This is a genomic window from Falsiruegeria litorea R37, from assembly GCF_900172225.1.
In the GTDB taxonomy this organism is placed as follows: Bacteria; Pseudomonadota; Alphaproteobacteria; order Rhodobacterales; family Rhodobacteraceae; genus Falsiruegeria; species Falsiruegeria litorea.
This window is the reverse complement of record NZ_FWFO01000001.1, coordinates 1,364,895-1,391,498: the sequence shown is the minus strand read 5'-3', so window position 1 is coordinate 1,391,498 and position 26,604 is coordinate 1,364,895. Positions and strand designations below refer to the sequence as shown.

General features: G+C 60.6%; 27 protein-coding genes. 9 read left to right on the top strand and 18 right to left on the bottom strand.

The window, feature by feature from the left end; all coding sequences use genetic code 11:
- The first annotated feature begins 17 nt into the window (after window positions 1–17).
- From TRL7639_RS06890 to TRL7639_RS06880, 3 genes are all read left to right on the top strand, one after another.
- Window positions 18–1,085 carry an AI-2E family transporter gene (locus TRL7639_RS06890; RefSeq protein WP_085795005.1) on the top strand — a complete coding sequence of 356 codons (1,068 nt, stop codon included), beginning with the start codon at window positions 18–20 and terminating at the stop codon, window positions 1,083–1,085.
- On the top strand, window positions 1,086–1,757 hold the full coding sequence (locus TRL7639_RS06885) for an HdaA/DnaA family protein (RefSeq protein ID WP_085795004.1): 672 nt from the start codon (window positions 1,086–1,088) through the stop codon (window positions 1,755–1,757).
- A gap of 80 nt (window positions 1,758–1,837) precedes the next feature.
- On the top strand, window positions 1,838–3,382 hold the full coding sequence (locus tag TRL7639_RS06880) for a Ppx/GppA family phosphatase (protein ID WP_085796288.1): 1,545 nt from the start codon (window positions 1,838–1,840) through the stop codon (window positions 3,380–3,382).
- A 238-nt stretch (window positions 3,383–3,620) separates the two neighbouring features.
- Here the strand turns inward: TRL7639_RS06880 and TRL7639_RS06875 are convergent, their stop codons facing one another.
- From TRL7639_RS06875 to TRL7639_RS06845, 7 genes are all read right to left on the bottom strand, one after another.
- Window positions 3,621–4,004: a hypothetical protein gene (locus TRL7639_RS06875; RefSeq protein ID WP_085796287.1), complete on the bottom strand. Its 384-nt coding sequence runs from the start codon at window positions 4,002–4,004 to the stop codon at window positions 3,621–3,623.
- 30 nt (window positions 4,005–4,034) lie between these two features.
- Entirely contained in the window at window positions 4,035–5,039 is a 1,005-nt protein-coding gene (locus TRL7639_RS06870) for an endonuclease/exonuclease/phosphatase family protein (RefSeq protein ID WP_085795003.1), read from the bottom strand.
- Between the two features lie 3 nt (window positions 5,040–5,042).
- The gene (locus tag TRL7639_RS06865; RefSeq protein WP_085795002.1) at window positions 5,043–5,723 is read right to left on the bottom strand and encodes a TerB family tellurite resistance protein; all 681 of its coding nucleotides are present in this window, start codon (window positions 5,721–5,723) and stop codon (window positions 5,043–5,045) included.
- A gap of 65 nt (window positions 5,724–5,788) precedes the next feature.
- On the bottom strand, window positions 5,789–6,271 hold the full coding sequence (locus tag TRL7639_RS06860) for a GNAT family N-acetyltransferase (RefSeq protein WP_085795001.1): 483 nt from the start codon (window positions 6,269–6,271) through the stop codon (window positions 5,789–5,791).
- The gene (locus tag TRL7639_RS06855; protein ID WP_085795000.1) at window positions 6,268–6,876 is read right to left on the bottom strand and encodes a VOC family protein; all 609 of its coding nucleotides are present in this window, start codon (window positions 6,874–6,876) and stop codon (window positions 6,268–6,270) included. Before TRL7639_RS06855 ends, TRL7639_RS06860 begins: the two co-directional genes overlap by 4 nt.
- A 144-nt stretch (window positions 6,877–7,020) precedes the next feature.
- Window positions 7,021–9,147 (bottom strand): methylmalonyl-CoA mutase, encoded by a 2,127-nt coding sequence (gene scpA / locus TRL7639_RS06850; RefSeq protein ID WP_085794999.1) that lies wholly within the window; start codon window positions 9,145–9,147, stop codon window positions 7,021–7,023.
- Window positions 9,113–10,108: a hypothetical protein gene (locus TRL7639_RS06845; protein ID WP_110647110.1), complete on the bottom strand. Its 996-nt coding sequence runs from the start codon at window positions 10,106–10,108 to the stop codon at window positions 9,113–9,115. The genes scpA and TRL7639_RS06845 overlap by 35 nt, the downstream gene beginning before the upstream one ends.
- Window positions 10,109–10,216: 108 nt before the next feature.
- Between TRL7639_RS06845 and TRL7639_RS06840 the strand changes: the two genes are divergently transcribed.
- Window positions 10,217–10,663: a DUF4174 domain-containing protein gene (locus TRL7639_RS06840; RefSeq protein WP_085794997.1), complete on the top strand. Its 447-nt coding sequence runs from the start codon at window positions 10,217–10,219 to the stop codon at window positions 10,661–10,663.
- A gap of 103 nt (window positions 10,664–10,766) precedes the next feature.
- On the opposite strand, the gene TRL7639_RS06835 is transcribed toward TRL7639_RS06840, so the two are convergent.
- Together TRL7639_RS06835 and TRL7639_RS06830 are read right to left on the bottom strand one after the other, a co-directional pair.
- Window positions 10,767–12,812 (bottom strand): acetyl-CoA carboxylase biotin carboxylase subunit, encoded by a 2,046-nt coding sequence (locus TRL7639_RS06835; protein WP_085794996.1) that lies wholly within the window; start codon window positions 12,810–12,812, stop codon window positions 10,767–10,769.
- 126 nt (window positions 12,813–12,938) lie between these two features.
- Complete coding sequence (locus TRL7639_RS06830) at window positions 12,939–13,121, bottom strand: hypothetical protein (protein WP_370808732.1); 183 nt, start codon at window positions 13,119–13,121, stop codon at window positions 12,939–12,941.
- A 701-nt stretch (window positions 13,122–13,822) separates the two neighbouring features.
- On the opposite strand from TRL7639_RS06830, the gene TRL7639_RS06825 reads away from it, so the two are divergent.
- Window positions 13,823–14,965 carry a DcaP family trimeric outer membrane transporter gene (locus TRL7639_RS06825; protein ID WP_085794994.1) on the top strand — a complete coding sequence of 381 codons (1,143 nt, stop codon included), beginning with the start codon at window positions 13,823–13,825 and terminating at the stop codon, window positions 14,963–14,965.
- Between the two features lie 77 nt (window positions 14,966–15,042).
- Here TRL7639_RS06825 and TRL7639_RS06820 read toward each other — a convergent pair whose 3' ends face one another.
- The 5 genes from TRL7639_RS06820 to TRL7639_RS06800 form a co-directional block, all read right to left on the bottom strand.
- Complete coding sequence (locus TRL7639_RS06820) at window positions 15,043–15,393, bottom strand: hypothetical protein (protein ID WP_085794993.1); 351 nt, start codon at window positions 15,391–15,393, stop codon at window positions 15,043–15,045.
- A 69-nt stretch (window positions 15,394–15,462) separates the two neighbouring features.
- The gene (locus TRL7639_RS23035) at window positions 15,463–15,600 is read right to left on the bottom strand and encodes a hypothetical protein (RefSeq protein WP_165759769.1); all 138 of its coding nucleotides are present in this window, start codon (window positions 15,598–15,600) and stop codon (window positions 15,463–15,465) included.
- Window positions 15,601–15,814: 214 nt separating this feature from the next.
- Window positions 15,815–16,213 (bottom strand): DUF6497 family protein, encoded by a 399-nt coding sequence (locus TRL7639_RS06815; protein WP_306456275.1) that lies wholly within the window; start codon window positions 16,211–16,213, stop codon window positions 15,815–15,817.
- Window positions 16,214–16,287: 74 nt separating this feature from the next.
- A complete protein-coding gene (locus tag TRL7639_RS06810) occupies window positions 16,288–16,686 on the bottom strand; it encodes a cupin domain-containing protein (RefSeq protein WP_085794991.1) in 399 nt (132 codons plus the stop codon).
- A gap of 350 nt (window positions 16,687–17,036) precedes the next feature.
- Entirely contained in the window at window positions 17,037–18,569 is a 1,533-nt protein-coding gene (locus TRL7639_RS06800; RefSeq protein ID WP_085794989.1) for an acyl-CoA carboxylase subunit beta, read from the bottom strand.
- Between the two features lie 194 nt (window positions 18,570–18,763).
- Between TRL7639_RS06800 and TRL7639_RS06795 the strand changes: the two genes are divergently transcribed.
- A complete protein-coding gene (locus TRL7639_RS06795; RefSeq protein WP_110647109.1) occupies window positions 18,764–19,984 on the top strand; it encodes a multidrug effflux MFS transporter in 1,221 nt (406 codons plus the stop codon).
- Here TRL7639_RS06795 and TRL7639_RS06790 read toward each other — a convergent pair.
- Window positions 19,979–20,827: a LysR family transcriptional regulator gene (locus tag TRL7639_RS06790; protein WP_085794987.1), complete on the bottom strand. Its 849-nt coding sequence runs from the start codon at window positions 20,825–20,827 to the stop codon at window positions 19,979–19,981. The two genes, TRL7639_RS06795 and TRL7639_RS06790, sit on opposite strands and share 6 nt — an antisense overlap.
- A gap of 97 nt (window positions 20,828–20,924) precedes the next feature.
- Between TRL7639_RS06790 and TRL7639_RS06785 the strand changes: the two genes are divergently transcribed.
- The 3 genes from TRL7639_RS06785 to TRL7639_RS06775 all read left to right on the top strand — a co-directional run bounded on the left by TRL7639_RS06785 (window position 20,925) and on the right by TRL7639_RS06775 (window position 23,847).
- Window positions 20,925–21,212 carry a YciI family protein gene (locus TRL7639_RS06785; protein ID WP_085794986.1) on the top strand — a complete coding sequence of 96 codons (288 nt, stop codon included), beginning with the start codon at window positions 20,925–20,927 and terminating at the stop codon, window positions 21,210–21,212.
- 70 nt (window positions 21,213–21,282) lie between these two features.
- Window positions 21,283–22,683: a helix-turn-helix domain-containing protein gene (locus tag TRL7639_RS06780; RefSeq protein WP_085794985.1), complete on the top strand. Its 1,401-nt coding sequence runs from the start codon at window positions 21,283–21,285 to the stop codon at window positions 22,681–22,683.
- 132 nt (window positions 22,684–22,815) lie between these two features.
- The gene (locus TRL7639_RS06775) at window positions 22,816–23,847 is read left to right on the top strand and encodes a fatty acid desaturase (protein WP_085794984.1); all 1,032 of its coding nucleotides are present in this window, start codon (window positions 22,816–22,818) and stop codon (window positions 23,845–23,847) included.
- Window positions 23,848–23,897: 50 nt separating this feature from the next.
- Here TRL7639_RS06775 and TRL7639_RS06770 read toward each other — a convergent pair whose 3' ends face one another.
- From TRL7639_RS06770 to betA, 3 genes are all read right to left on the bottom strand, one after another.
- Window positions 23,898–24,137 carry an HP1242/YdcH family protein gene (locus TRL7639_RS06770; protein WP_085794983.1) on the bottom strand — a complete coding sequence of 80 codons (240 nt, stop codon included), beginning with the start codon at window positions 24,135–24,137 and terminating at the stop codon, window positions 23,898–23,900.
- 102 nt (window positions 24,138–24,239) lie between these two features.
- Window positions 24,240–24,887, bottom strand: coding sequence for a thermonuclease family protein (locus TRL7639_RS06765; protein WP_085794982.1), 648 nt, complete (start codon window positions 24,885–24,887; stop codon window positions 24,240–24,242).
- A gap of 54 nt (window positions 24,888–24,941) precedes the next feature.
- Complete coding sequence (betA, locus tag TRL7639_RS06760; protein WP_085794981.1) at window positions 24,942–26,600, bottom strand: choline dehydrogenase; 1,659 nt, start codon at window positions 26,598–26,600, stop codon at window positions 24,942–24,944.
- Window positions 26,601–26,604: the final 4 nt, after the last annotated feature.

Below are 26,604 nucleotides of genomic sequence, written 5' to 3'. Positions count from 1 at the left end.
ACGGGTTTGGAGCAGGCATGTCCCTGACAGTTAAAGAACAAGTGCGGTATTGGGGCATTGTAGCGGCGGTCTTCGTCCTTGTCCTGTGGTTCCTGGGCGACGTGCTGTTGCCGTTCGTGATTGGCGGCGCAATCGCCTATTTCATCGACCCGATTGCCGACCGGCTCGAGGCGATGGGACTGTCACGCATGGCTGCGACGGGTGTAATCACCATCGCATCTGTCTTGTTGTTCGTGATCATGATCCTGATGGTCGTGCCCGCCTTAATCGGTCAGTTGATTGACCTGATCGAGGTTCTGCCCCAGCTGTTCCGCGATCTGCGCTCCTTTGTGGATGAACGTTTCCCCTCTCTGATGGACCGCGAATCCAGCGCGCATCAAATGCTGGCCACCATTGGCGAGACGCTCAAGTCGCGCAGCGGCGACTTCCTGCAGGGCGTTTTGGGTTCGGTCGGATCTGCCGTGAATGTCGTGGTTCTTTTGGTCATTGTTCCGGTTGTCGCCGTCTACCTGCTGCTCGACTGGGACAACATGATCGCGCGCATCGATGAATTGCTTCCCCGCGATCACCAGCCCGTTATCCGGATATTGGCGGCCGACATAGACAAAGTTCTGGCCTCTTTCGTACGTGGCATGGGCACTGTCTGTCTGATCCTGGGCACATACTATGCCGTAGCCTTGATGATCGTGGGTCTGCAGTTCGGCCTGATCGTTGGCTTTATTGCCGGCCTCGTGACGTTCATCCCCTATCTGGGTGCCCTGATCGGCGGAGCGCTCGCCATTGGTTTGGCCATGTTCCAGTTCTGGGGTGACTGGGTGTCCATTGGTATTGTTGGCGCCATCTTTGCCCTTGGCCAAGTGATTGAGGGTAACGTTCTGACCCCCAAGCTGGTGGGTAGCTCGGTCGGGCTGCACCCAGTCTGGCTGCTCTTGGCCCTGTCCGTATTTGGAGCGCTTTTTGGCTTTGTCGGCATGCTGGTGGCGGTCCCTGTCGCTGCAGCCCTTGGCGTAATCGCCCGCTTCGCCACAGCGCAATATATGGACAGCCGCCTCTATCGGGGCGTGTCGGGACGGGACGCCGAATAAATGGCTGAACAGCTGAGCTTTGATCTGCCCGCCAAGACGGCTCTGGGGCGGGAGGATTTCTTTGTTTCGCCTGCCAACGCATTGGCGGTTGCGATGATCTCGGCTTCCAGCTGGCCGGGCAACAAACTGGTACTGACAGGTCCCGCAGGATCAGGCAAAACGCACCTCGCCCATGTCTGGGCGGGAGAGACCGGCGGGCGCATCATCAATGCCCACGACCTTCGCTATGACGCAGTGCCCGATCTGGCCACCGGCCCCATCGCGGTCGAGGACGTGCCCTTTGTCGCCGACAATCTTGAAAAGCAAAAAGCGCTGTTTCACCTGCACAACCTGACCCTGGCCGAGGGGCACACCCTGCTGATGACCGGACGTCTGGCTCCTCGGTTCTGGGAAATGCCGCTTCCCGACCTCCAAAGCCGCATCCAGGGCGCGCACCACGTGGCGCTGGATCCGCCCGATGATGCGCTGCTGTGCGCGGTGCTGGCAAAGCTTTTTGTCGACCGCCAGCTCAGCCCCAAACCCGAGGTGATTTCCTATCTCGTCAACCACATGGACCGCCGCTTTGATACCGCCGCGCAGGTGGTGGAACGGCTTGATCGCGTGGCGCTGGCGGAAAAACGCACCATCACACGGGCGCTTGCGATCCGGTTGCTGAATGACGACACCCTCTGACCCTTTGGACGCAGATCACCATGACAATTGACGCAGACACTGCAATCTCGCACTCTGACCGCGATCTATCTGGGGACGACATGGATCTGCACACCGATGAAAGCGCGCCCGAATGGGGCGTATTTGGCCGCCCGCTGTTTGATGATCCTAGCGTCCGGCATCTGTCCCGGATCGGCGTGGTTGACGTCGGCTCGAACTCGGTCCGGATGGTGGTCTTTGACGGTGCGGCACGCTCGCCTGCCTATTTCTACAACGAAAAGATCATGTGTGCTCTTGGCGCGGGCCTGTCTGAAACCGGGCGCTTGAACCCAAATGGACGCGAACGGGCCCTGGCGGCTCTGGAACGATTTCAGCACATCGCCAAGGGTCTGGACCTGCCCCCGCTGCATGTGGTTGCCACAGCTGCCGTGCGCGATGCCGAAGACGGTGCCGCGTTTTGCGCTGAGGTTCTGGAGCAGACGGGCCTGCACATTCAGGTCATCGACGGCGAAGAAGAGGCCCGACTGTCCGCGCAAGGCGTGTTGCTGGGCTGGCCGGGGGCCTATGGCCTGATCTGCGACATCGGCGGTTCGTCGATGGAGCTTGCCGAAATCTCAAACAACAGCGTCGGTCGACGGGTGACGTCATCGCTTGGGCCGCTCAAGCTGCGTGACGTCAAGGGCGGACGCAAGGGACGCCAGGTCCACATCAAAGACGTGATGGAAGGGCTGCGTGATCAATTGGGCCCGCAACAGGATCGCCTGTTTCTGGTGGGGGGAAGCTGGCGTGCGATCGCGCGCATCGACATGCTGCGTCGGGGCTATCCGCTCAAGGTGCTGCACGAGTATCGAATGTCTGCCAGTGACGTCCGCGAAACGGCGAAGTTTATTGAGAATGGCGATTCAAACAAGATCCGCAGCGCCGCCGGGGTTTCGTCATCTCGCATGGCGCTGGTGCCTTTTGCATCGGACGTGCTGCTGCGACTCCTCACGACCTTCAAGCCCAAGGACATTGCCATCTCCAGCTATGGTATTCGGGAAGGATTGCTCTATGAGCAGATGCCGCTGCGCCTGCGCAAACGCGACCCGCTGATCGAAAGCGCCTATTTTGCCGAGTCCAAGGACGCGCGCCTGCCGGGCTTTGGCAAGCAGCTTTTTGACTTTGTCATGCCCCTGTTCAAATCCGCCCCCAAGTCGCGCATCCGTTTGGTCAAGGCCGCTTGCCTGTTGCATGACGTCAGTTGGCGCGCGCACCCCGACTACCGTGCCGAGGTGTGTTTCGACAACGCCACGCGCGCCAACCTGGGCGGGCTAAAACACTCGGAACGGGTGTTCCTGGGTCTGGCCCTGCAACACCGCTATCGTAACAAGCGCGAAGGCAACCGTTTCGAACCGCTCTATGAACTGCTCGACGAGAAAGAACAGAAACAAGCAGAGATCCTGGGTAAGGCCATGCGGTTCGGCGCGATGTTGTGGATGCAGAAGGACGCTGAGTTGGGCAAGCTCAAGTGGTATCCAAAGAAAAAGCAACTGGAACTGCTTCTGCCAAAATCCTCGCGCGCGCTTTATGGCGAAGTGGGCGAGGCGCGCCTGAAATCACTGGCGCAATCGCTGGAGGCTGAGCTGGTCGTCAAACGCCGTTCCTAAAGGTTACTTTCAGACATTGCTGAGTATCGGGGGCACTCCCGCCCGTCGTTGATGCCCCTTACGGGACATCGCCTCCCGTTGGGCCGAGCCTCGCTTCGCTCGGCGGTTGGTGCCAAAAGCGCAGGCTCTCGACCTGGCAAGACAGCGCCGAGCCGAAGGCGAGGCGCCCGGCCCAAGGCCGTTAGCGGTGCTGACGAAGTCAGGAGCGCTCGGGTGCGGGAGTGCCCCCTCTCGCCAATCAGATGTCAGTGTGCTCGGGTGCACCGTCCGGTTCAGCCGGGTCGGGAGTCGCGTCTTCGGGCTGTTTCTTACGAATGATGATGTCACCGTTGGGCAGCATTTCCGGCGCGTGGTAAGCGCTCCAATCCTGCACCTCGTCTACAAGATCGGCAAGCGCTGGTCCCATTTCTTCGAGAAAGCTCAGCATCGATGGGCCAAACTGTTCGGCCATTTCCAGCATGCTCTCTAGCGCGGGTTCCATTTCCTGACGCAGCCCCTTGAAAAACAACTCGGCCCCCTGCTCCATCAGGGATTTTTCGTCCGGCTCACTGCCCAAGTCCTGCGCCTGAAGCGGAGCGGCCAGCAGCAGCCCGACCGCGGATAGCATCATGATGTGTTTCATGGCCTCCATATAAGACCTGCGTGCGCCCATTCAAAGATCAACGTCCAGTGTCACCGGGAAATGATCCGATGCCAGACGCAAAGCCGCCTGCAATTCCGGCGCCGCCTGACAGTCCGGACATCGATCGGGATGCCAGATTTTCCATTCCGGATGGCGGTTCTGAATGGTTGAGGTGACAAGGATGTAATCCAGCAACGCCTCGAGTGTTGATCCCGTTTCCGGGTTCTCGAACCGGGCCGTTACCTGCTTTTGCCCCTGTTCCGTCGCATAGGGGTGCGGATCATACAGGCCCGCGTCCAGCAGGATCTCGACCGAGGACCTGCCAAAGAGGTTTTCGAACTCATCGAGCCCCGGACCATCGTTCAGATCACCCAACAGGATGACCTCTTCGCCCCGCGCCTGATGCGCCTCGACCCGTTGCCGCAGCCAGATCGCCTGCGCCAACTGTTTGCGCCGGTTGGCGATCGACCGGCGGATCACTTCATCCCGCGTGCGCGCGCCATGTGGCGCCTTTGACTTCAGATGCACCCCGATCATACGAAACTGCGACCCGGCCGCCGTCTCAACCGCCAACTCAAGCGGCGGCTTGGAGAACCGCACCAGATCCTCGGTCGCGTCGACGTCCAGATCGATGCGGAAGGTTCCGTCGAACCGCGGCGCCTCGGCGCTGCCTTTCTTGCCAGTTTCATCCCCTTTCGGATCATGGTGCACGGTCAAACGGTCCGGGTCATAGAGAACCGCGATCTCTTGATGGGTGTCATTGGCAAACCCCATCAGGGCCTTGCTGGTGCGCAGCCCAAACGCCTGCACAAAATGATCCAGCGCCCGCACCGTGCTTTGCCGTTTGCCGGTGTTGGGCGCCTCGACGATCATTATGATGTCCGCATCAATGGCAGTGAACACCTTGGCCAAAGCTTCAATCTGCCGCGCGCGTGTGACGCCATGACGCCCGGACCAGCTGTCGTCGGCAATCAGTTGATCCTCTTTATCGAAGAGATTGGCGAACCACTCTACGTTATAAGTGGCCACGCGCATGGCTCAGACCTTCGCGCCGTTGATCTCGTCCCAGGCGCGGTTGATGTCGATCATGCGCTTTTCGGCCAGCTTGATCGCCTCTTCCGGCACCCCACGTGCGATCATCGCATCGGGGTGGGTTTCGCGCACCAGCTTGCGCCAGACCTTGCGGATTTCGGGCAGAGGCATATCCGGTTCAACCCCCAGAACCACGTAAGGATCATTGGGCGCATCCGGCACAAAACGGGCCCTGAGACCCAGAAATTGCGCCTCGCTCAGGCCAAAAATTCCAGCGACATCGCCCAGAAACTCATTCTCATTGGGGTGATAGAACCCATCCGCCATTGCGATGTGAAACAACCCCTCCATCAGGTCGTTCAGGGTCTGGCGATCCTCGGCGAACATCGTCTTGATCTGCTGGGCATAGTCACGATAGCCCGCGACGTCCGTCCGCGCCATGTTGAACACGCGCGCCGCGCCAGCTTCATCGTCACGCGCGATCTGGAACACCTCGCGAAAGGCCGTGACCTCGTCGCGGGTAACATGCCCATCGGCCTTGGCCATCTTGGCGCCAAGCGCAATCACGGCGATGGCAAAGGCCACCGAGCGCTCGGGCGGCGTGCGCAGCTTTTCAAAAACTTGGCTAAGGCTTTCGCCCTGGGCCAGTGCGCTGAGTGCGTCGGTGATGCGGGACCATAAAGACATGGAGTTACCCTATCGTGGAGAAAACCCTTTGTCAGGTGCGTCTTAGTGGCACCTGGGTCAAGACCCTAGGTCAGAATTTTCTGCATCAAGATCAGATCAAGGTACGTATCCCACTTACACCCAACCTGTGGCATGCGCCCGACCTCGTGAAACCCAAGGGCCGCGTGAAAGGCCACACCATTGGGGTTGCTGTTGCTCACCCCTGCGACAAGCACATGAACACCCTGGTCCCGTGCCACCTGCTCCAGCGCGGCCATCAAGGCGCGCCCCACGCCTGCCCCCCTGGCCCACGGAGCCAACTGGATAGAATGCTCTTTGGTCCCTGCATATCCCGGACCGCCTCGGAATGCGCCGTAGGTCGCAAAACCCGCCAACCGCCCGTCCATCTCTGCGACCAAGTAGCAAGGACCGCGGACCGCAATGGTGTCTGCAATTTCGGCCACATCTTTTTCGGTGGTCGTGAAGGTGATCGTGCTGTCGCGGATGATGGCGTTGGTGATCTCGGCGATGGCCTCTGCTTCCCCGGCCTGCGCCTGCCGGATGATCATGTCAGCACCCTTGGGCCAGACGGTGTGGTGAACTCGGCCCTCAAACCGGGGGCTCCGGCCTCGACCACAATCCGCGCATCGCGGGTCAAGACCTCGACACGCTTGCCAAGCTCAGTGACCTCAGGATGAGACAAGATCAAGCGATCCAGAGAGCACCCCGAAGGCGTCATGGATCCTGCTGGCGGCGTCCCCAGCCACTGCAGCACAGCCGGGCACAGATTGTCGAAGGGCAGAATTCCGTCGCTCGGCACCGTCATGAGCCATTGCAGATCGCCGCGCTGCATCTCGACCACCCGTTGCGCGTGGTCCGGCAGTTGCGCCTGCTCGGCCATCAGGTCATCGGCGCGCAAAATCCAGTTGATCAGGCGTGCAGGTCCCTCAAACCGGTCAAGATCGAACCATCGTGGTTGGTCCTGAGGGTCGACCGACGGATCAACAGCAATCGCCTCAAGATACAGACCACCCTCCAGCCCGATCAGCCGGTTGTGGGTTCCATATCGCGGATGCTGCCCACCAGGCCCCATCGACACGCCAAGCGCCTTTTCGACATGAGCCACAGCCTCGTCCAACGTTGCGCCCGCAACAGCAAGATGATCCAACTTCATTCTCGGGTCCTCCTACCCGGACTTAGCCATGAAAAAAGCAGCGCGCCAAGGCCCGCTGCTTCTTCTTGTTTCAAAATACGGTCGGGGGTGAATGCTCATGCTGAAAGCTTGAGCAGAGGGGGCAGACAGCCCCCTCCCCAACGATTAGCTGCGCGCTTCGCCGATCAGCTTCAGAATGTCCTGCGCTGCTTCGGGGATGTTGGTGCCCGGACCAAAGATCGCCTTGACGCCATTGTCATAGAGGAACTGATAATCCTGCTGCGGGATCACACCGCCGCAGATCACGATGATGTCCTCGGCGCCTGCCTTTTTCAGCTCTTCGACCAGCTGCGGGGCCAGCGTCTTGTGACCAGCCGCCTGAGACGAGATTCCGATGACATGCACGTCGTTGTCGACCGCATCCTGCGCCGCCTCGGCGGGCGTCTGGAACAGCGGGCCTACGTCGACATCAAAGCCGATGTCGGCAAAGGCCGTCGCGATCACCTTGGCGCCCCGGTCGTGCCCATCCTGGCCCATCTTGACCACCAACAGACGCGGACGGCGGCCTTCGGCCTCGGCAAACTCGTCGATGCTTTTTTGGATCGCGGCAAAGCCCTCGTCGCCCTCATAAGCGGCGCCGTAGACGCCAGCCAGCGTTTTGACCTCGGCACGGTGACGGCCGAATTCCTTTTCCATTGCCATGCTGATCTCTCCCACAGAGGCCCGGTGGCGGGCGGCTTCGACCGCGGCTTCCAGGACGTTGCCGCCCTCTTTGGCGCGGCGGGTCAGTTCATCCAACGCGCCCTGACAGGCGGCCTCGTCCCGTTCGGCGCGCATCTTCTGCAAACGTGCGATCTGGCTTTCGCGCACGGCCATGTTGTCGACATCCAGAATGTCGATCGGGTCTTCTTTGTCCTTGCGATACTTGTTGACGCCGACGACGACCTCTTCGCCGCGGTCGATCATCGCCTGACGGCGCGCCGCCGATTCCTCGATCCGCAGTTTGGGCATGCCGGATTCGACGGCCTTGGTCATGCCGCCCATTTCCTCGACCTCTTCCATCAGCGCCCAGGCCTTGTCGACCAACTCGGCCGTCAGACTTTCGATGTAGTAAGAGCCCGCCAGCGGATCGACCACATTGGTCACACCGGTTTCTTCCTGCAGCACCAGCTGGGTGTTGCGCGCAATCCGGGCCGAGAAATCGGTGGGCAGCGCGATCGCCTCGTCCAGTGCGTTGGTGTGCAAGCTTTGCGTGCCGCCCAGAACCGCGCTCATCGCCTCATAGGCCGTGCGGATGACGTTGTTGTAGGGGTCTTGTTCCTGCAACGACACGCCCGAGGTCTGGCAATGGGTGCGCAGCATTTTCGAGCGTTCGGATTTGGCGCCGAATTCAGTCATGACACGGTGCCACAAGGTCCGCGCAGCGCGCAGTTTCGCTATCTCCATGAAGAAATTCATGCCGATGGCAAAGAAGAACGACAGGCGGCCCGCGAACTTGTCCACGTCCATGCCTGCGTTGATCGCCGCGCGTACATATTCGCGGCCATCAGCGATGGTATAGGCCAGTTCCTGCACCAGGTTCGCCCCGGCCTCTTGCATGTGGTAGCCCGAGATCGAGATCGAGTTGAATTTCGGCATCTCGTTCGAGGTGTATTCGATGATGTCAGAGATGATCCGCATCGAGGGTTCGGGCGGATAGATATAGGTGTTGCGGACCATGAACTCTTTCAGAATGTCGTTCTGAATGGTGCCGGCCAGCAAGCTCTTGTCATGACCCTGCTCTTCGCCTGCCACGATAAAGCTCGCAAGGATCGGGATCACCGCCCCGTTCATGGTCATCGAGACCGAGACCTTGTCGAGCGGGATGCCGTCAAACAGCACCTTCATGTCCTCAACTGAGTCAATTGCTACGCCCGCCTTGCCGACGTCGCCAACCACACGGGGGTGATCGCTGTCATAGCCCCGGTGGGTGGCCAGATCGAAAGCGACCGAGACGCCCTGCTGACCGGCGGCCAGGTTGCGGCGGTAGAAGGCGTTGGATTCCTCAGCCGTCGAGAAACCGGCATACTGTCGGATGGTCCAGGGGCGGCCTGCGTACATGGTCGCCTTGACGCCCCGTGTGAACGGACCCACGCCGGGCAAGGTGCCCATATGTGGCAGGTCTGCGGTGTCTTCTTCGGTATAGAGCGGCTTGACGTCGATGCCTTCCAGCGTCGTCCAGGTCAAATCGTCAACCGGGCGGCCGCGCAGCTCTTTTTCAGCCAGCGCCCGCCATTCGTCGGTCTTGGTCATTACGTCTTCCTCTTGTTCTGTTCGTCATTGGCGGGGTTTGCCCCACCGGTTTTTTGTCCGGGTCGTAAACCAGCCAGGCCGTTCCATCGGCGCCAGAGGTCAACCACATCAAATCGTCTGCATAAGCCTCGCGCAGGGCAGCGGTCTGGCGTTCGGTGAACGGCAACCAGCGTCCGCTGCCCTTGGGCAGCTTGCGCGAGATGTTGCGCGGCAGATCGCGCCGCAATTGGGGCAAACGTGGCGTTGCGTTCAACCGCACGTCGCTGCGTGCAGGTGGAACTGTGCAGCCCAGGACCGAGCGCAGCTGCGCGTCCGGTCGCCCCTGAAAGGATTCAAACGGCAGCACCCACAGGCGCGCGTCAGGTACGGCGCAGCTGACATCGGTGATCACATCACGCCAGGTGCGCAGACCATAGGCCATCCGGTCCAGCGCCTCGGCATCGGGCACCCCGCGCCCGCGGGTCAACCCGTAGCCAAGCGCCGACGCCCAATACAGATCAAGCCCACGAATGTTCAGCATGATATCCGTGACCCGCCCGTCAAAGGCCTCGGCATATCGCGCCATCCGTTCACCCGCGCCCAAATACAGCGCCTTGTCGCGCAGGTTCTGCCGGACCGAGCCCAGCATGTTTTCCTCACTCACCACCAAGCGCTTGGCCCCACGGGCCGCACAGCTGTCCAGGTTGATCTGCACCCGACCAACCCCGCGTTTTTGCCGGTTCTTGCGCAGGTTCGGCATTCTGTCAGGCACGATCCCATTGAACAGCCCGTTGCGTGTCCGATACGGCCCCCAAAACACCGTGCCGCCCTGTCGCAGGCGTTCGGCGTTGCCGCGCATGTAGTCCTGAAAGGTGGTGGTCGCGCACCGATGTGCGCCGATGTGCAGAATAACGTCCATAAGCTCGCCTTTGTCCAAAGCCGCGCGCGGCGACCGGTTCCGGGGGTATTCAATGACAGTCATGCCCAACCCCTGACGAAGCGATTAACGTTAAACTTTTTGGTGATGACGTGCAGATCAGTGGTCGCAATCGTCCCACAAGGGTTTATATTCAACCCAACAGGAGACCCAATGACACGCACATTAGCCCTTGTTTTATCGGTGTTATTTCCGGTCACATCGCTGGCCGCAGACGCCACGCAATCGGGCGAGCCCGCCTTTGTGCAGCCCGCCGGTGACAGCGATTTAAGTGAATTTTTATGGACAAACCGGCCCGTCGTCGTCTTTGCCGACACCGATGCGGACCCACGGTTCCAGCAGCAGATCGACATCCTGATGAAGGGCGAGGCCGAGATGCTGGAGCGTGACGTTGTTGTCCTGACCGACACAGACCCAAGCGCACGTTCGGCGCTGCGCACCAAGTTACGCCCGCGGGGCTTCCAACTGGTGCTCATCGGCAAGGACGGCGGCGTCAAACTGCGCAAGCCCTTCCCGTGGAGCATCCGTGAACTGAGCCGATCCATCGACAAGTTCCCGCTGCGCGAGCGCGAGATCCGAGAACGGCGCGGGCTGAACTGAACCCGGTTTGATGATCCCACAGGGGGACGGGTTGCCCCGGCAAGACCTGCCGGGACACCAAATGCGTATACGCGATTATCACGTATCCGCAGCGACATAAGGCTTATTCGAACTCCATGATCACATCGTCAACCGCAAGGCTGTCGCCTGCGCTTGCGTTGATCTTGGAGACGACACCCTTCTTCTCGGCGCGCAGGATGTTTTCCATCTTCATCGCTTCGACGGTGCACAGGGCCTGACCCTCTTGCACTTCGTCGCCCACCTCGACGTCGACCTTCACGATCAGGCCGGGCATCGGGCAGAGCAGCAGTTTGGATGTATCCGGTGCCACCTTTTCCGGCATCAGCGCCGCCAATTCCGCCTGACGCGGGGTGCGCACGTGCACGGTCAGATCCGCACCGCGCGAGCGCAGGCGGAAGCCGCCCGAGACCTTGCCGACCTTCAGCACCAGCGGGCTGCCGTCCACGTCCAGCGTTGCCAGCTGATCGCCCGGCGTCCAGTCCGAGGCGACGCGATGCGTGCTGCCGTCCGCAAAAGTTACGGTCGAGCCCTGCTGATCGGCGGCAATGCTCACCTCAAAGCTTTCGCCCTGCATCGAGACGACCCAGTCGGTGCCCACCTTTCGTTCGTGATTGTCCATCCGGCCCGACACGCGGGTGCGGCGGATCTCGGCAACCCGGTGCATGGCCGCCGCCGAAGCCGCGATACGGCGCAGGTCATCCTCGGGCAGTTCAACGCCCTGGAACCCTTCGGGGTACTGTTCTTCGATGAAGGCCGTCGTCATGGTGCCGTCGATAAAGATCGGATGATCCATCACAGCCGAAACAAACGGCAGGTTGTGACCGATGCCCTCAACCTCAAAGCTGTCCAGAGCAACGCGCATCGCCTCAATCGCCGAGGCGCGATCCGGGCCCCAGGTGCAGAGCTTGGCGATCATCGGGTCATAATACATGCTGATTTCGCCGCCGTCGTAGACGCCGGTGTCGTTGCGAACAGCTGTCGCGCCTTCAGGCGCATCACCATGCCAGGTGCCATTGGCCACCATCGGGCCAGCGGCGACCTCTGCCGGGGGACGATAGCGGGTCAGACGGCCAATCGACGGCAGGAAGCCGCGATAGGGGTCTTCGGCATAGAGACGGTTTTCGATGGCCCAACCGGTCAAGGTGACATCGTCCTGATTGATGCTCAGTTCCTCGCCATTGGCGACGCGGATCATCTGTTCGACCAGGTCGACACCGGTGATCAGCTCGGTCACAGGGTGTTCCACCTGCAGGCGGGTGTTCATTTCCAGGAAGTAGAAGTTCTTGTCGCCATCAACGATGAATTCCACCGTACCGGCAGAGGCATACCCAACAGCCTTGGCCAGTGCGACCGACTGTTCGCCCATGGCTTTGCGGGTGGCCTCGTCCAGGAACGGCGAAGGTGCCTCTTCGACGACCTTCTGGTTCCGACGCTGGATCGAACATTCACGCTCGCCCAGATAGATGCCATTGCCGTGGCTATCACACAGAACCTGAATTTCGATATGACGCGGCTGCGTCACGAACTTTTCGATAAAGATCCGGTCGTCGCCAAACGAATTCGCGGCCTCGTTCTTGGACGACTGGAAACCCTCGCGCGCCTCGTCATCATTCCAGGCAATCCGCATGCCCTTGCCGCCACCGCCAGCGGATGCTTTGATCATCACCGGATAGCCGATCTCGTTCGAGATCTTGACCGCCTCGTCAGCATCCTCGATCAGGCCCATGTAGCCGGGAACAGTGGAAACGCCTGCCTCTTGGGCGATCTTCTTCGAGGTGATCTTGTCACCCATCTTTTCAATCGCACCCTTGGGGGGGCCGACAAAGGCAACACCGGCGTCGGCCAGAGCCTCGGCAAAGCTCGCGTTTTCCGAAAGGAAGCCATAGCCGGGGTGCACCGCCTGAGCGCCGCTTTGCTTGATCGCGTCCATCACCTTGTCGATGACGATGTAGGACTGGTTCGCGGGCGGCGGGCCGATGTGGATGGCCTCGTCCGCCATTTGCACGTGCAGCGCCTGTTTGTCCGCATCCGAATAGATGGCGACGGTGGAAATGCCCATCTTGCGCGCGGTCTTGATAACCCGGCAGGCGATCTCGCCCCGGTTGGCGATCAGGATCTTGTTGAACATGCGATGTCCTTTGTCTTGGGTGTTTGAGAACGCAAAACGCCGCCCCGGACCAAATGGCCCAAGGCGGCGTTCTGCGCATGTTGGATCAGACCGCAGGCGGCCTGGATGTGACGTGCAACTGACGCGTCAGTTGCAGGTGTTCTGTGTCTTGCAATAAATGACGTTGCCCGCAGCCCCAGCCGCAGCCCCGATGACCGGGTTACCGTCGAGCGCGAGGGCGCCCAGGAACCCTGCCCCGCCGCCATAAAGCGCCTGTTCCGTCGGGTTGTCCCCGCAGGCCGCCAAACCGGTGCACAGTGCCACGGCCATACAAATCCCTTTTGCTCGCATCCTGCCCATCCTTCTTTTTGTTCTGGAGTTTGCGCGCCCAGATGAGGGGGATTGCCCCCTGCCCGCAAGACCGCAAACCGGTCAGTCGGAACATGCGCAAAACCCTGCCGAACAAGGGGTTTGAGATAGGCAGAAAAAGGGGCGGGCAGATGCGAATGCTCGCAACTGGCCCGCCCTTGAGAAGGGGTACGGAATAGATGGTGTGCGGATGGCGCAGGCATTGAAGTGCCACCCACAAGCGCCACGCTGCCCCAACGGCAGATGCGCGCCAAGCCCGATGCCTGACACAGGGTCGGATGGGCCGCTTTCTGCCGAAATTGGGCCGGGGCCTGCAGAATCATGCCGATCCCGCGCTGATCCGCCAGAGCGTGCGCGCGCGAGGAAGTGGGGCGCACAATCAGGTGCAAATGGCCCGCTTTTGTCACAACGGCGTGACACACATACGCTGACGTTCCGGGCCCCGGTAACGCGTCATTTACCGATCGGTACACCATACACGCAAATGTATGGCGCGAATTCAACGACATGGCGGGCGCCCAAAACTTGTCGTGATCAGAACCGTTATCAGCATCAATTTTCGCTGAAAAAATAACGCCTTCCGCTCTCATCGTTGTCATTTCACCAGGCCCGACCTGCGTGAAAGGGGTGGTCCGCACCACTCGCAATGGAGGAGAGACCCAATGCAACATTCCCACATGCATCGGCTGAGTTTGGCGGCCCTGGCCAGCTTGGTCACAGCCGGGCTTGCCCAGGCGGACGAGGCCGGCACCAAGGCCCAGATCGACGCCCTGAATGCGCGCGTTCAGGCGCTTGAAAGCGCCAAGGCCCAGCCCGAGGGCGGCGATTTCCGTCTGGGTGGCACCACCGTTGACCTTTACGGCTATGTCAAAGCCGACGCCTACTATGACTTCGACTTCAACCAGGGCGACACCGCCTTTGTGAATAACATTGGCGAACCCACCAACGCCACCGACGGCAATTTTGGCGCCACGGTGCGCCAATCCCGTCTGGGTGTGCGCACCACCACGCAATCCGATTTTGGCGCCATCGGCGGCCAATTGGAGTTCGACCTGTTCGGATCCAGCGGCACGGCCGAATTGCGCGTGCGCCATGCCAACGTCCGGATTGGCGACAACTGGCTGATCGGCCAATACTGGACCAACTTCATGCCGCTGGCCCAATACCCCACAACAGTGGAATTCAATGGCCCGGTCGGCATCGCGTTTGCCCGCGTTCCCCAGCTGCGATATTCCAAGTCCTTTGGTCAAACCACCTTCAGCGCCTCGGTCGAGGAAAACACGGCGACCTCGAACGACCCGGTCGTCACGGCGGCCCTGTCGCATGACACCGACCTGTTCAGCGCCCGCATTGCGGGCCTCTACGGTTCGGTGCAGGCAGGCAACGTCGAGGTTGATCAGACCGGTGTGACACTGTCGGGCTCGGTCCGCCCCTGGGCCGGAGGTCTGCTCCAGGCCACCTACGTTCAGGGTGAGGCGCTTGGCCCGCTTCTGGTTGGCGTTGGCAGCGCCATCTCTGGCGGTCAGGCCAACGACGTCGAAGGCTACACGCTGGAACTGCGCCAGTCGGTTGGGGAAAAGTGGAACTTTGGGATCGCTTATGGCCGCGAGGATTATGACCTTCCGACCTCGACCGGGGCGCTGTCGTTCACCGAGCTGGAAACGATCCACGTCAACGCGTTCTACAACGCCACCGACAACCTGACCTTCAGCGGGGAATACATCATCGGCGAGCGCAACGACGCCACCAGCGGCGCCACCTTCGAAGGGGACCGCGTCCAGCTGGCCGTCCAGCTGAACTTCTGACGTATCACCAAAGCCCCGCTCTTTCCTGAGCGGGGCTGCGGCCTGTGGCCAAAGCTTATGTCGGCGCCCCAAATCCATCAGCGGCGATCGAACACATCCGGAAAGGACACGCGGGCGACGTCCACGTCGATCACCAACAGTGCCTCATAGCTTTCGGGGTCAAACGGATCTTCGGCGGCGATCACTTCGCGGCCGAACAGCCAGCTCAGTCTGCCCGCATCCAAGTTTCCGCGTTCGAACGGCTGATCCCCAAACGCTTCCCACAGCGCCTTCATGAATCCCGCATCCGCACGGCGGTCCGGCGGTCGGCGGTCCCGAAACCGCTCGCGTTGGGTGATCGCGGTAACGCCCTTGGGATTGGGGCGACGAATGGTGAATTGGAAGTCGGTGCCCGGAAGGCGGCCAGGAAAACCGCGGTGTTTCAGCATGACACGGCCCCCCGGTTCAGGGCGGTCAGCTGGGGTGGGACCGGCCCGAAGGCCGACCCCGTGACCAGTTTACTTGAGTTTACCGGTGTAGACCGGCTCGGTCGAGATGGGCTCGACCACAACGAACTCTTCTTCTTGCGAGTTGTCGCATGCCGCAACAGCGCCGACGAAGGCGACCATTGCAAGGAATTTGATGCTCTTGGACATCCATTTCTCCTGGTTAGGTTATCGAAACCTGTAGAGGGTGTTACCTCCACCTGCCTCAGTTCCGAGGTTTCGGCCCCCACACGGGAACCGGGCCTGACCATACTGGAAATCATGTCGGAAATATATCCGAAGCGCGTCAAGTCTGTGTGCTGTGACTCCAAAGCCTCAAATCCTTTGTTTGATGAAGTTCGACCCGCAACATATTGTGGTGTCATCAGAACTCCTCCCAGATACAGTCGGCATTTTCCAGTCGATATGCTTCGAAAAACTGGGTTACGCCCGGTGCACTCTCGCCAAATGCCACCGCTGTGTCGGACAGCGAAATCACCACGCGGGCGGGCATCAACTCGCGCTGAGCGACGTATGGCACCGCCAATGTTTTGCACAGATGATCCATGTCGACGGCCGAGACGTCATAACCGACGCGGCCCACGGTCTGGCCGATGTTGGGCGCAACAAAGCGGAACCGCAGCCACAGCTCGCCTGGGTTTTCATCCAACAGCACATTGTCCAGATAAATGGGCTGGCCCGAGGGAACCGGCAGCGAAGCTTCGGCGACGACATGGGTGGACACCAGAGACAGAACCGCAAATGCGCAGCCCCAGCCTCGCACAGGGCGAGCTCCTCCTGCCGGGGCTGCGTGCGCACAGCAATCCGCGTGCGCGGTTCTATCTCTGCGTGCGCGGATCATGGAGCAGATTCGTCCTTGGTGTCAAATTGAGATGGTGACGTGATCTCAATTAGTTCCATGTCATCGGAATGACGGACCTCGCGGTGCTTGATGCCGGGGGGTTGCAGGACACTCGATCCCTCGCGCAGGACATGTTCGCCCTGCCCCTCGTATTCAAAGACGACCCAACCCTTGGTGACATAGACCATTTGAAAGTCCAGCTCATGACTGTGCCACGCGCCGGGGCTTTCCATGCCCGGCACGGCCCGGATCACATGGGCGCCAAACTTGCCTTGCGTCGCCGCATCGATGCCCAGATCACGGTATTCGAAAAACGCACGCAGCCCCTGCCCCACAAACTTGCCATCATCGGCGTGGGAAATGGTGAAGGCCTGATTTTTCCAAAGTCGGGTCATGAGGCCCACCTTTTGCTTCGTCTGGCATGAGCGATCCACCGGGTTCGATGGTTCGGGTCTTCTAAAAGTTGCTCGATCTTGTCCTTCGTGTCAGAGGGCGGATTTCGAAGCAGCCGCCCTCCGGCTTCTATTCTCAGCGCGTTGTCGGTTCGGCTCACACGGACCACCGGAGAGAACCCGCGAAGAGACCGAAGACAACGCCACATGTCCTGCCGCACTTGATGCGCGATGCGCAGGGGGTCCCCGTCGGGCAAAAGCGTGCTGGCACAGACATCAAACCTTGGCGGCAAACCCCGGCTCAGGGTCAACACGTCACCAGATCGCAGAATGTGCCAGCGCGCCGCCATCACTTACAACGGAATGTTGTCGTGCTTCTTCCACGGGTTCTTCAGCTGCTTGTTGCGCAGGCTGGCGAACGCGCGGGACACGCGGCGGCGGGTGGAATGGGGCATGATCACCTCGTCGATGAAGCCACGTTCAGCCGCCACAAACGGGTTGGCAAAACGGTCTTCGTAGTCCGCTGTGTGCGCCGCGATCTTGTCCGCATCGCCTAGGTCGGCGCGGTGGATGATCTCGGTCGCGCCTTTTGCACCCATCACGGCGATCTCGGCAGTGGGCCAGGCATAGTTGAAGTCGCCGCGCAGGTGCTTGGACGCCATAACGTCGTAAGCGCCGCCATAGGCCTTGCGGGTGATCACGGTCACTTTTGGAACCGTTGCTTCGCCATAGGCAAACAGCAGCTTGGCACCGTGCTTGATGACGCCGCCATATTCCTGGGACGTGCCCGGCAAGAAGCCCGGAACGTCGACCAGCGTCATGATCGGGATCTCGAAACAGTCACAGAAGCGCACGAACCGCGCGGCCTTGCGCGAGCTGTCGATATCCAGGCAGCCTGCCAGAACCATCGGCTGGTTCGCAACGACACCCACGGTCTGTCCCTCAAGGCGGATGAAACCGGTGATGATGTTCTTGGCGTAATCTTCCTGGATCTCATAGAAATCGCCCTCATCCGCCACTTTGGTGATGAGCTCTTTCATGTCGTAGGGCGTGTTCGGGTTCTCGGGAACGATGGTGTCCAGCGAGTTCTCGATCCGGCCCGGCTCGTCAAAGAAGGGTCGCACGGGGGGCTTTTCGCGGTTGTTGAGCGGCAGGAAGTCCACCAGGCGGCGCACTTCGGCCAGGGCCTCGACATCGTTCTCGAACGCGCCGTCCGCGACCGACGATTTCTTGGTGTGGGTCGATGCGCCCCCCAGTTCCTCGGCTGTCACGACCTCGTTTGTCACGGTTTTCACAACATCGGGGCCGGTGACAAACATGTAAGAGGTGTCTTTGACCATGAAGATGAAGTCGGTCATCGCGGGCGAATAAACCGCGCCACCGGCGCAGGGGCCCATGATCACACTGATCTGCGGCACCACGCCGCTGGCCATGATGTTGCGCTGGAACACTTCGGCGTAGCCTGCAAGCGAATCCACACCTTCCTGAATACGCGCCCCGCCCGAGTCGTTCAGGCCGATGATCGGCGCGCCATTCTGGATCGCCATATCCTGGATCTTGCAGATCTTCTGCGCATGGGTTTCCGACAGCGAGCCGCCAAAGACGGTGAAGTCCTGGCTGAACACATAAACCATACGACCGTTGATGGTGCCCCAGCCGGTAATAACACCGTCGCCCGCATGCTTTTGATTTTCCATACCAAACTCGACACAGCGGTGCGCGACGAACATGTCAAACTCTTCAAAGCTGTCTTCGTCCAGCAGCAGTTCGATCCGCTCGCGCGCCGTCAGCTTGCCACGCGCGTGCTGCGCATCGATGCGGCGTTGCCCGCCACCCAGACGCGCATCGTTGCGGCGATCTTCGAGTTCGGTCAGGATATCTTTCATGGCGGTCTTCCTCGCGATGGTCGTATGTGCAATTTTGCCGGACCATATAGAGTACGCGGCTTGAGCCAAAGGGATATTCCGCAAATTTGCAAACTCGGCGAAGGTAAACATGTGCGAAATGCAAAATTGTTAATTGTCATGTCAACGCCACGTCCCCCGTGGACCTTTGTGTCGGACAAGCATAGATGCGAAGTATGCAACCCAAGTCTCAAACCAAGACTCAATCGAGTTCGGGGCGCACACCGCCCACCATCACCACGCTGATCCTGCTGTCAGGGCTTTCGGCACTTGGCATGAACATCTTCTTGCCCAGCTTGCCGAACATGACCGAGCATTTTCAGACAGACTATCGTCTGATGCAACTGTCGGTGGCCCTGTATCTGGCGGTGAATGCGGCGTTGCAGGTTGTGATCGGCCCCATTGCTGACAAGGCCGGGCGGCGTCCTGTGATCTTGTGGGGGCTTGCGCTGTTCCTTCTGGCAACGCTTGGAACGATCTTTGCCCCCACGGCCGAAATCTTTCTGTTCTTCCGCATGTGTCAGGCCGTGATCGCTGTCGGCATCGTCCTGAGCCGCGCCGCCGTTCGTGATATGTACGAGCAGGATCAAGCGGCCTCGATGCTGGGGTATGTCACCATGGGCATGGCAGTGGTCCCGATGATCGGCCCGGCCATCGGTGGCCTGCTGGATGAAAGCTTTGGCTGGCAAGCAAACTTCTGGCTGCTCTTCTTGCTGGGCGCGTTGGCGATTGTTCTGGTTTACGCAGACTTTGGCGAGACGGCCCTGAAAAGCGGCAAGACCCTTGTGGCGCAGTTCCGTGAATACCCCGAATTGCTGACCTCGCCCCGGTTCTGGGGTTATTCGCTGGCCTCCGGCTTCTGCTCTGGCGCGTTCTTTGCCTATCTGGGTGGCGCGCCCTTTGTGGGCACCGAGGTGTTCGGGATGAACCCGGCCGAGATGGGTTTTTACTTTGGCGCGCCCGCGATCGGGTATTTCTTTGGCAACTTCATCAGCGGCCGCTACTCCATGCGCTATGGCGTGAACCGGATGGTTATGTGGGGCTGCTGGTTGAACGCCATTGGTGTCGCGCTGTCCCTGGTCGTGATGATCCTCGGGCTGGGCTCGGCGTTGACCTTCTTTGGATTCATGACCTTTGTTGGTCTGGGCAACGGCATGGCCATCCCCAATGCCACCGCAGGCGCGCTGTCGGTACGGGTTCACCTGGCGGGCACGGCCTCGGGCCTGAATGGCGCAATCATGCTGGGTGGAGGCGCCGCGCTGAGTGCGCTGGCCGGCTTTTTGCTGACGCCCGAAACCGGCGCCCTGCCCTTGTTGTGGTTGATGTTGATCACAAGCGTTCTGGGCGTCTTGGCGATCCAAGTCGTGATCTGGCGCGAGCGTCAGTTGGGGCTATGACCTGAGATCAGCGAACACGCGGTCCAGCCAGGCCACGACCAGACGGATGCGTTCCAGGTCGCGCAGCTCTTTTCGGACCATCAACCACACCTCGCGCTTTGGCAGGCTGCCATGCGCAAATGGCACCTCGACCAGCCGCGCGTCATGTGAGCCGACGATCCGGGGCAACAGGGTTCTGCCATGCCCGGCGCAGACCATTTGAAACAACGTCTCGGCATCGTTGACCGACACCGGGCCCGTGCCGTCTGCTGCAGCCGCTTTGGCAATCGCTTCGGCATGGGACAGGTAAAGCATTCGTGGCTCATATGAGATCCAAGGGCTGCTGGCGGCACCTGGTGCCGCGAATGCCGCATATTCCAGCTCTCCCAACCTGCGGGCCAGAACGGCTTGTCCCCCTTCGGTGGGGCGGGCCAGACGCAGCGCGATATCCGCCTCGCCGCGCAACAGGCTCAGGTCACGGGCCTCTGAGATGAGCTCCAGCCGCAGGCCCGGGGACTTCGCCTGCACCTCAGGCAAGTAGGGCAACAACATATGATTGATGACCAGGGGCACCGCCGTCAGCCGTACGGTGCCCAACTGCGTCTCGGGCCCGACCTGCGCCAGGGCATTCACCGCCTGCATTTCGTCACGCATAACCTCGGCGTGCCGATGCAGCGAACGCCCGAATTCGGTCAGTGTCAGTCCTGCCCCGCCAACCTCGATCACAGCCTGTCCAAGACCCTGCTCCATCGCACGTAAACGCCGCGATACGGTGGTTTTGTCCACACCCAACTGCCGGGCCGCGCCCTTGAGGCTGCCCGCCTGCGCAATGGCCAATAGAAACCGCATGTCATCCCAGTTCATGGTTGCATTTTTGCATCAAAAAGATGCAAATTTCCACCCTGTGCAGCAATTCCGCAGCAAGTCATCCTGAGCTCACCCAATCAAAAAGGATACGAACATGCTCTATTGCGTCACCTTCCAGGACAATTCAGGGAAAGAACACCTGCGGCAAGAACACATGGCTGATCATCTGGCATTCCTTGCCACGATTGGCCCGAAGATGATCGGAGCCGGACCCTTGTTCGAGGGCCAAGATGGACAGGGCGGCATGTGGCTGGTCGAGGCAGACAGCGCCGCAGAAGTCCAAGCGCTGGTCGAGCAGGATCCGTTCTGGCCCACCGGCCTGCGCAAAAGCGTGAGGGTTCTGGAATGGCGGCAAGTGTTCCGGGACGGCCAGCGTGTCTAGGGTTGCCCGCCCGGTTTTGCAAATGTAGCTTGACCATCAAGTAAACTTGCAAAGATTCAGGCATCCATCCATGGCCACCCAAAAACTTTATGCCGGCGCCAAACTGCGCGAAATCCGCACTCGTCTGACCCTGACGCAAAAGGATTTTGCCGCCAAGCTGGGGGTGTCTCTGCCCTATCTCAACCAGATGGAAAACAACAACCGGCCTGTGTCGACCACGGTTGTTCTGGCGCTGGCTCAGGAATTCGGACTGGATGTGACCGAGCTGAGCACAGGCGACAGCGAGCGGTTGGTCAGCGACATGCGCGAGGCGCTGGCCGACCCGATCTTTGCCGACACCATGCCGCCGCTCGCCGACTTGCGGTTGACCGCATCGAACGCACCTGCCCTGGCGCGCGCATTCATCGAGCTGCACAAAAGCTATCGTCAGACACATGAGCGGCTGGCCTCTCTGGATGAGGCGTTGGGGCGCGAAGACGCCCGCATTCAGGCCAGCCCCTGGGAAGAAGTGCGGGATTTCTTTCATTATTGCGACAATTACATAGACGCGGTGGATCACGCGGCCGAACGTTTCTCTGCGCAAGCCAACGACGCCGGTGACGTACGAACCGTTGCCCTGGGCAGCTTGTCCGCGCGCGGCATTCAGGTGAAGTTGACAGATATCGAAGCCCTACGCAGCTTTGACGCCAAGGCGCGGGTGCTGCACTTATCGTCGCGCTCATCGCCCCAAACCCAGGTCTTTCAGATGCTCTTGCAGGTGGCACTGGTGAGCCAGGACAAACTGCTTGAGGCGACACTGGATTTCGCCCGCTTTCACAGCGAAGAGGCGCGGTCTATCGCCAAGATCGGGCTGGCCAACTACTTTGCCGGGGCCGCACTGATGCCCTATGGGACCTTTCTGGCCGCCGCCCGCGATTGCCGCCATGACCTGGAACTGCTGAGTGCCCGTTTCGGCGCCTCCATCGAACAGGTCGCGCATCGTCTGTCGACGATGCAACGCCCGGGCGCCAAGGGCATCCCGTTCTTCTTTGTCCGCGTAGATCAGGCTGGTACGATCACCAAACGCCACTCGGCCACACGGTTGCAATTTGCCCGCTTCGGCGGTGCTTGCCCGCTGTGGAACGTGCACCGCGCCTTTGAAACTCCCGGCCACTTTCTGCGACAACTGGCCGAAACGCCGGATGGGGTGCGTTATATCTCGTTGGCGCGCGACGTGTCGAAACCGGGGGGGTCTTTTGGCGCGCCGGTCCGCCGTTATGCCATCGCGCTCGGCTGTGAGGTGCGCCATGCCGATGCGCTGGTCTATGCAGACAACATGGATGTGACCAACGCCAGTGCCTACGAGCCCATCGGCATTTCGTGTCGCATCTGCGAACGGCAACAGTGCCACCAGCGTTCAGTTCCGCCCTTGGAACGTCGCCTCACGATCAATGCCAACGAACGTGGCACGCTGCCCTATGAGGTGAACTGACCCCTTGAGAGGCACCCAAAAGCGCACAAATTGACGCGGAATCCGGTCATTTGCTAACTTCACGTCAAGTTACCTTTGCGAAACCCGCACAATTCTATAAGAGCGAGCAAACGACTCAGAATAAGCAGGCGAATGTTCGACTCATCCTCTTCGCGGCCGCAGCCCGAAATCCGAGCCGCAAGAGACTGGATCAAGGTCCTCTCGCAGTATCGCACCCCCAACGCAGGCCGCAGCTGGTTCGAGCTGGCGGTGACTGCGGTTCCTTTCGTGCTGCTTTGGGCTTTGGCTTGGTGGGCGCTTTCGGTCAGCTCTGTGCTGGCGGTTCTGATCTCGCTGGTGAACGCAGCCTTTTTGCTGCGGCTGTTCACCATCCAGCACGATTGCGGCCATGGCGCGTTTTTCGAAAACCGCACGCTCAATGATTGGTTGGGGCGTGTTCTGGGTGTGCTGACGCTGACCCCCTATGACGTCTGGAAGCGCTCGCATTCAATCCATCACAGCGGTGCCGGCAACCTGGCGCGGCGCGGAATTGGCGACATCCACACCGCCACCGTGGCAGAATACCGCGAGATGAGTCCGATGAGCCAATTGATGTACCGGCTCTATCGCAACCCCATCGTGCTCTTTGGCTTTGGTCCCGGCTATCTGTTCTTTTTTCAGAACCGCCTGCCCCTGGGGTTCACGCATCAGGCCAAATACTGGGTCAGCGCCATGTGCACCAATGTGGCCATTGTCGCGGCTCTGGTGGTGATCTGGTACTTTGGTGGCTGGGCGCCCATCCTGCTGATCTTCGTGCCCAGCACCCTGCTGGCGGCGACGGCGGGCATGTGGCTGTTCTATGTTCAGCATCAGTTCGAGACCGCCCATTGGGATACGGATGAGAACTGGCAACTGCATGACGCCGCCCTTCACGGCAGCTCGCACTATATCCTGCCGCCCGTGCTGCAGTGGCTGAGCGCCAATATCGGCATCCACCACGTGCATCACCTATATAGCCGCATCCCCTTCTACCGCTTGCCCGAAGTGCTGCGCGACCACAACGTTCTGGCCCAGGCCAACCGCATGACCATTCGCGAGAGCCTGAAAAGCGCGCGTCTGCATCTGTGGGACGAAAACTCGCGCCGCCTGCTGTCATTCGCGCAGGTCCGGGCACTGACCGACTGACACGAAAAAGGGGCGCCCGAGAGCGCCCCTTTGTAATTCCAGGCCCAACTTCACGCCTTGGACAGAATGCCCCATATCTCATCCTTGAGGGCCGCGCGTTTCTTGCGCAGATCCACCTCGGCCAGCTCTTCCAGCGGCTCGATGTTGGTCTCGGCACGGTGCACGGCGCGGTTGATCTCGTGATACTCATCCGCAAGCCGGGCGAAATGCGCGTCCGACTGTTTCAGCGCGCTCATGGCGTCGATCTTGTCGGGGAATTCCTCGGCCAGTTCATGCGGGGTGTGAGACATCTGTTCGCTCCTTTTTTCCGGTTCGAACAAAGCCTACGTCACCGCACTCCGACCCCACCTTGACCCGGATCAAATACGCGAGGAAAACCCATCTTTTGATCACTAATTTTTGGCGGCCCGCCACCCTGCGCGCCGCGCCTCATCTGCGGTGCAAAACCACCGTTCGCCTTTCGCGGTGCTGATCCGCGTGCGGCTGTAATGCGGCTGACCAGGGTGGTGAAAAATCCGCTCTCCTTTGGCCGAGATGTTGCCCTTGATCCGGCAATTCGCCGGGTGGTCTGTCGTTCGGTTGGCGGCGCGATGATCCCAGGGCAGCACAACGCGTGCCCCGTGCAGCCCCATCGCTGCCGATCTAGCGTGATTTTCTGCCCCGACATAGTCCGTCGAATACTTGCGAAAGGCAAAGGCCAGCCCTTGCGACACCAATGCCTGCCCGACATCATCGCCCTGAACCCTGCAACGCGCAACCATGCGGCCATAGCGATCCTGGGTCACTCGGGTGCACTGCGCCGCATGACCGTCATAGAGGCTGCGCACTTGCTGCGTCGCCCAGGCCCCGCAGTCCCAGCCTTGCCCCGAGGCGCGAGTGCAGGTCTGATCCAATTCGGGTGCATCGATGCCGTGCAGCCGCACGCGGGTGCCACCAACATCCCAAGTGTCGGCGTCAATCACCCGCACCGATCCGGACAGGTCAGCGGATGCGACCACCGGAAAGGCGGCCAGAACAAAGGCGCAACAAATTCTTAACATGAACCAGATATGCGCGCCCGAAGACGCGCATTCAACATGGGCCGTTAAGAAAGGTTAACGCTGCGCGGTTTCCCATTTCGGGTTGATCCAGGGCACGTCATTGGCCCGCGCCAGCGCATCACGCCCCAGCAGGTGATCGGACATCTTCTCGCCCACCATGATCGACGGCGCATTCAGATTGCCGTTGGTGATGCGGGGAAAGATCGAGCTGTCCGCGACGCGCAGGCCATCGACGCCGATCACCCGCCCCTCAGGGTCGACCACAGCGTTTGCATCATCGGCACGCCCCATCCGGCAGGTGCCGCAGGGATGATAGGCGCTTTCAACGTGTTCCTTGATGAACCCGTTCAGCTCATCATCGCTTTGCAGCGCATCGCCGGGCTGGATTTCATGGCCGGCAAAAGACTTGAACGCCTCTTGCCCAAATATCTCGCGGGTCAGGCGGATGCAGGTGCGGAAGTCACGCCAATCGTCTTCGTGGCTCATGTAGTTGAACAGGATCTTGGGCGCATCCTCGACCCGGTTCGACCGCAGGGTGACAGCCCCGCGCGACTTGGACCGCATCGGGCCGACATGCGCCTGGAACCCGTGCCCCTCGGCCGCCGCCTGCCCGTCATAGCGCACCGCCATCGGCAGGAAATGGTACTGGATGTCCGGATATTGCACGCCCGCCTGCGAACGGATGAAGGCCGCGCTTTCGAACTGGTTCGAGGCTCCCAAACCGGTCTTGGTGAACAGCCATTGCGCCCCGATTGCGCCTTTGGAGATCAGGTTCCAATGCTTGTAAAGGGTGATCGGCTGCGTCGCGGCCTGCTGGATGTAAAGCTCCAGGTGGTCCTGCAGGTTCGCGCCCACGCCGGGGCGGTCCGCAACCACGTCAATGCCATGCTCGGCCAGATGCGCCCCCGCACCGATACCTGACAGCATGAGCAGTTTGGGCGAGTTGATCGACGAGGCTGCCAGAACCACCTCGCGCCGGGCGCGAATGATTTGTTTCTTGCCGCCCTTGATGATCTCGACCCCAGTGGCGCGCCCCTCTTCCATCACAACGCGCGCCGCCAGCCCATTGACCAGATCACAGTTCGGGCGCTTCAAAGCGGGTCGCAGATAAGCATTGGCCGCAGACCAGCGACGGCCCTTGTAGACCGTCTGCTCCATCGGACCAAAGCCCTCTTGCTTCTCGCCGTTGTAGTCGCCGGTGACCTCGTACCCGGCCTGCTGACCCGCATCTACGAAAGCTTTGAACAACGGGTTTGAACGAGGTCCACGTGTCACATGCAGCGGGCCATCCGTGCCGCGCCAGGTCGGATCGCCACCGTGGCCGCCATCGTGCCAGGTTTCCATCCGTTTGTAATAGGGCAGCACATCCGCATAGGCCCAGCCATCAGCGCCCATGTCGGACCAATGGTCGAAATCCATCGCGTGGCCGCGCACATAGACCATGCCGTTGATCGAGGATGAGCCGCCGATCACCTTGCCGCGTGGACAGGCGAGGCGACGACCATCCAAGTAAGGCTCGGGCTCGGACTGATAGCCCCAGTCATAGCGCGACATGTTCATCGGATAGCTGAGTGCGGCGGGCATCTGGATGAAGGGCCCCGCATCGGTGCCGCCATGTTCGATCACCAGCACCGAAGCCCCCGCCTCGCTCAGGCGATAGGCCATGGCGCAGCCGGCGGATCCCGCGCCTACGATGACAAAATCTGCTTCCATTTCT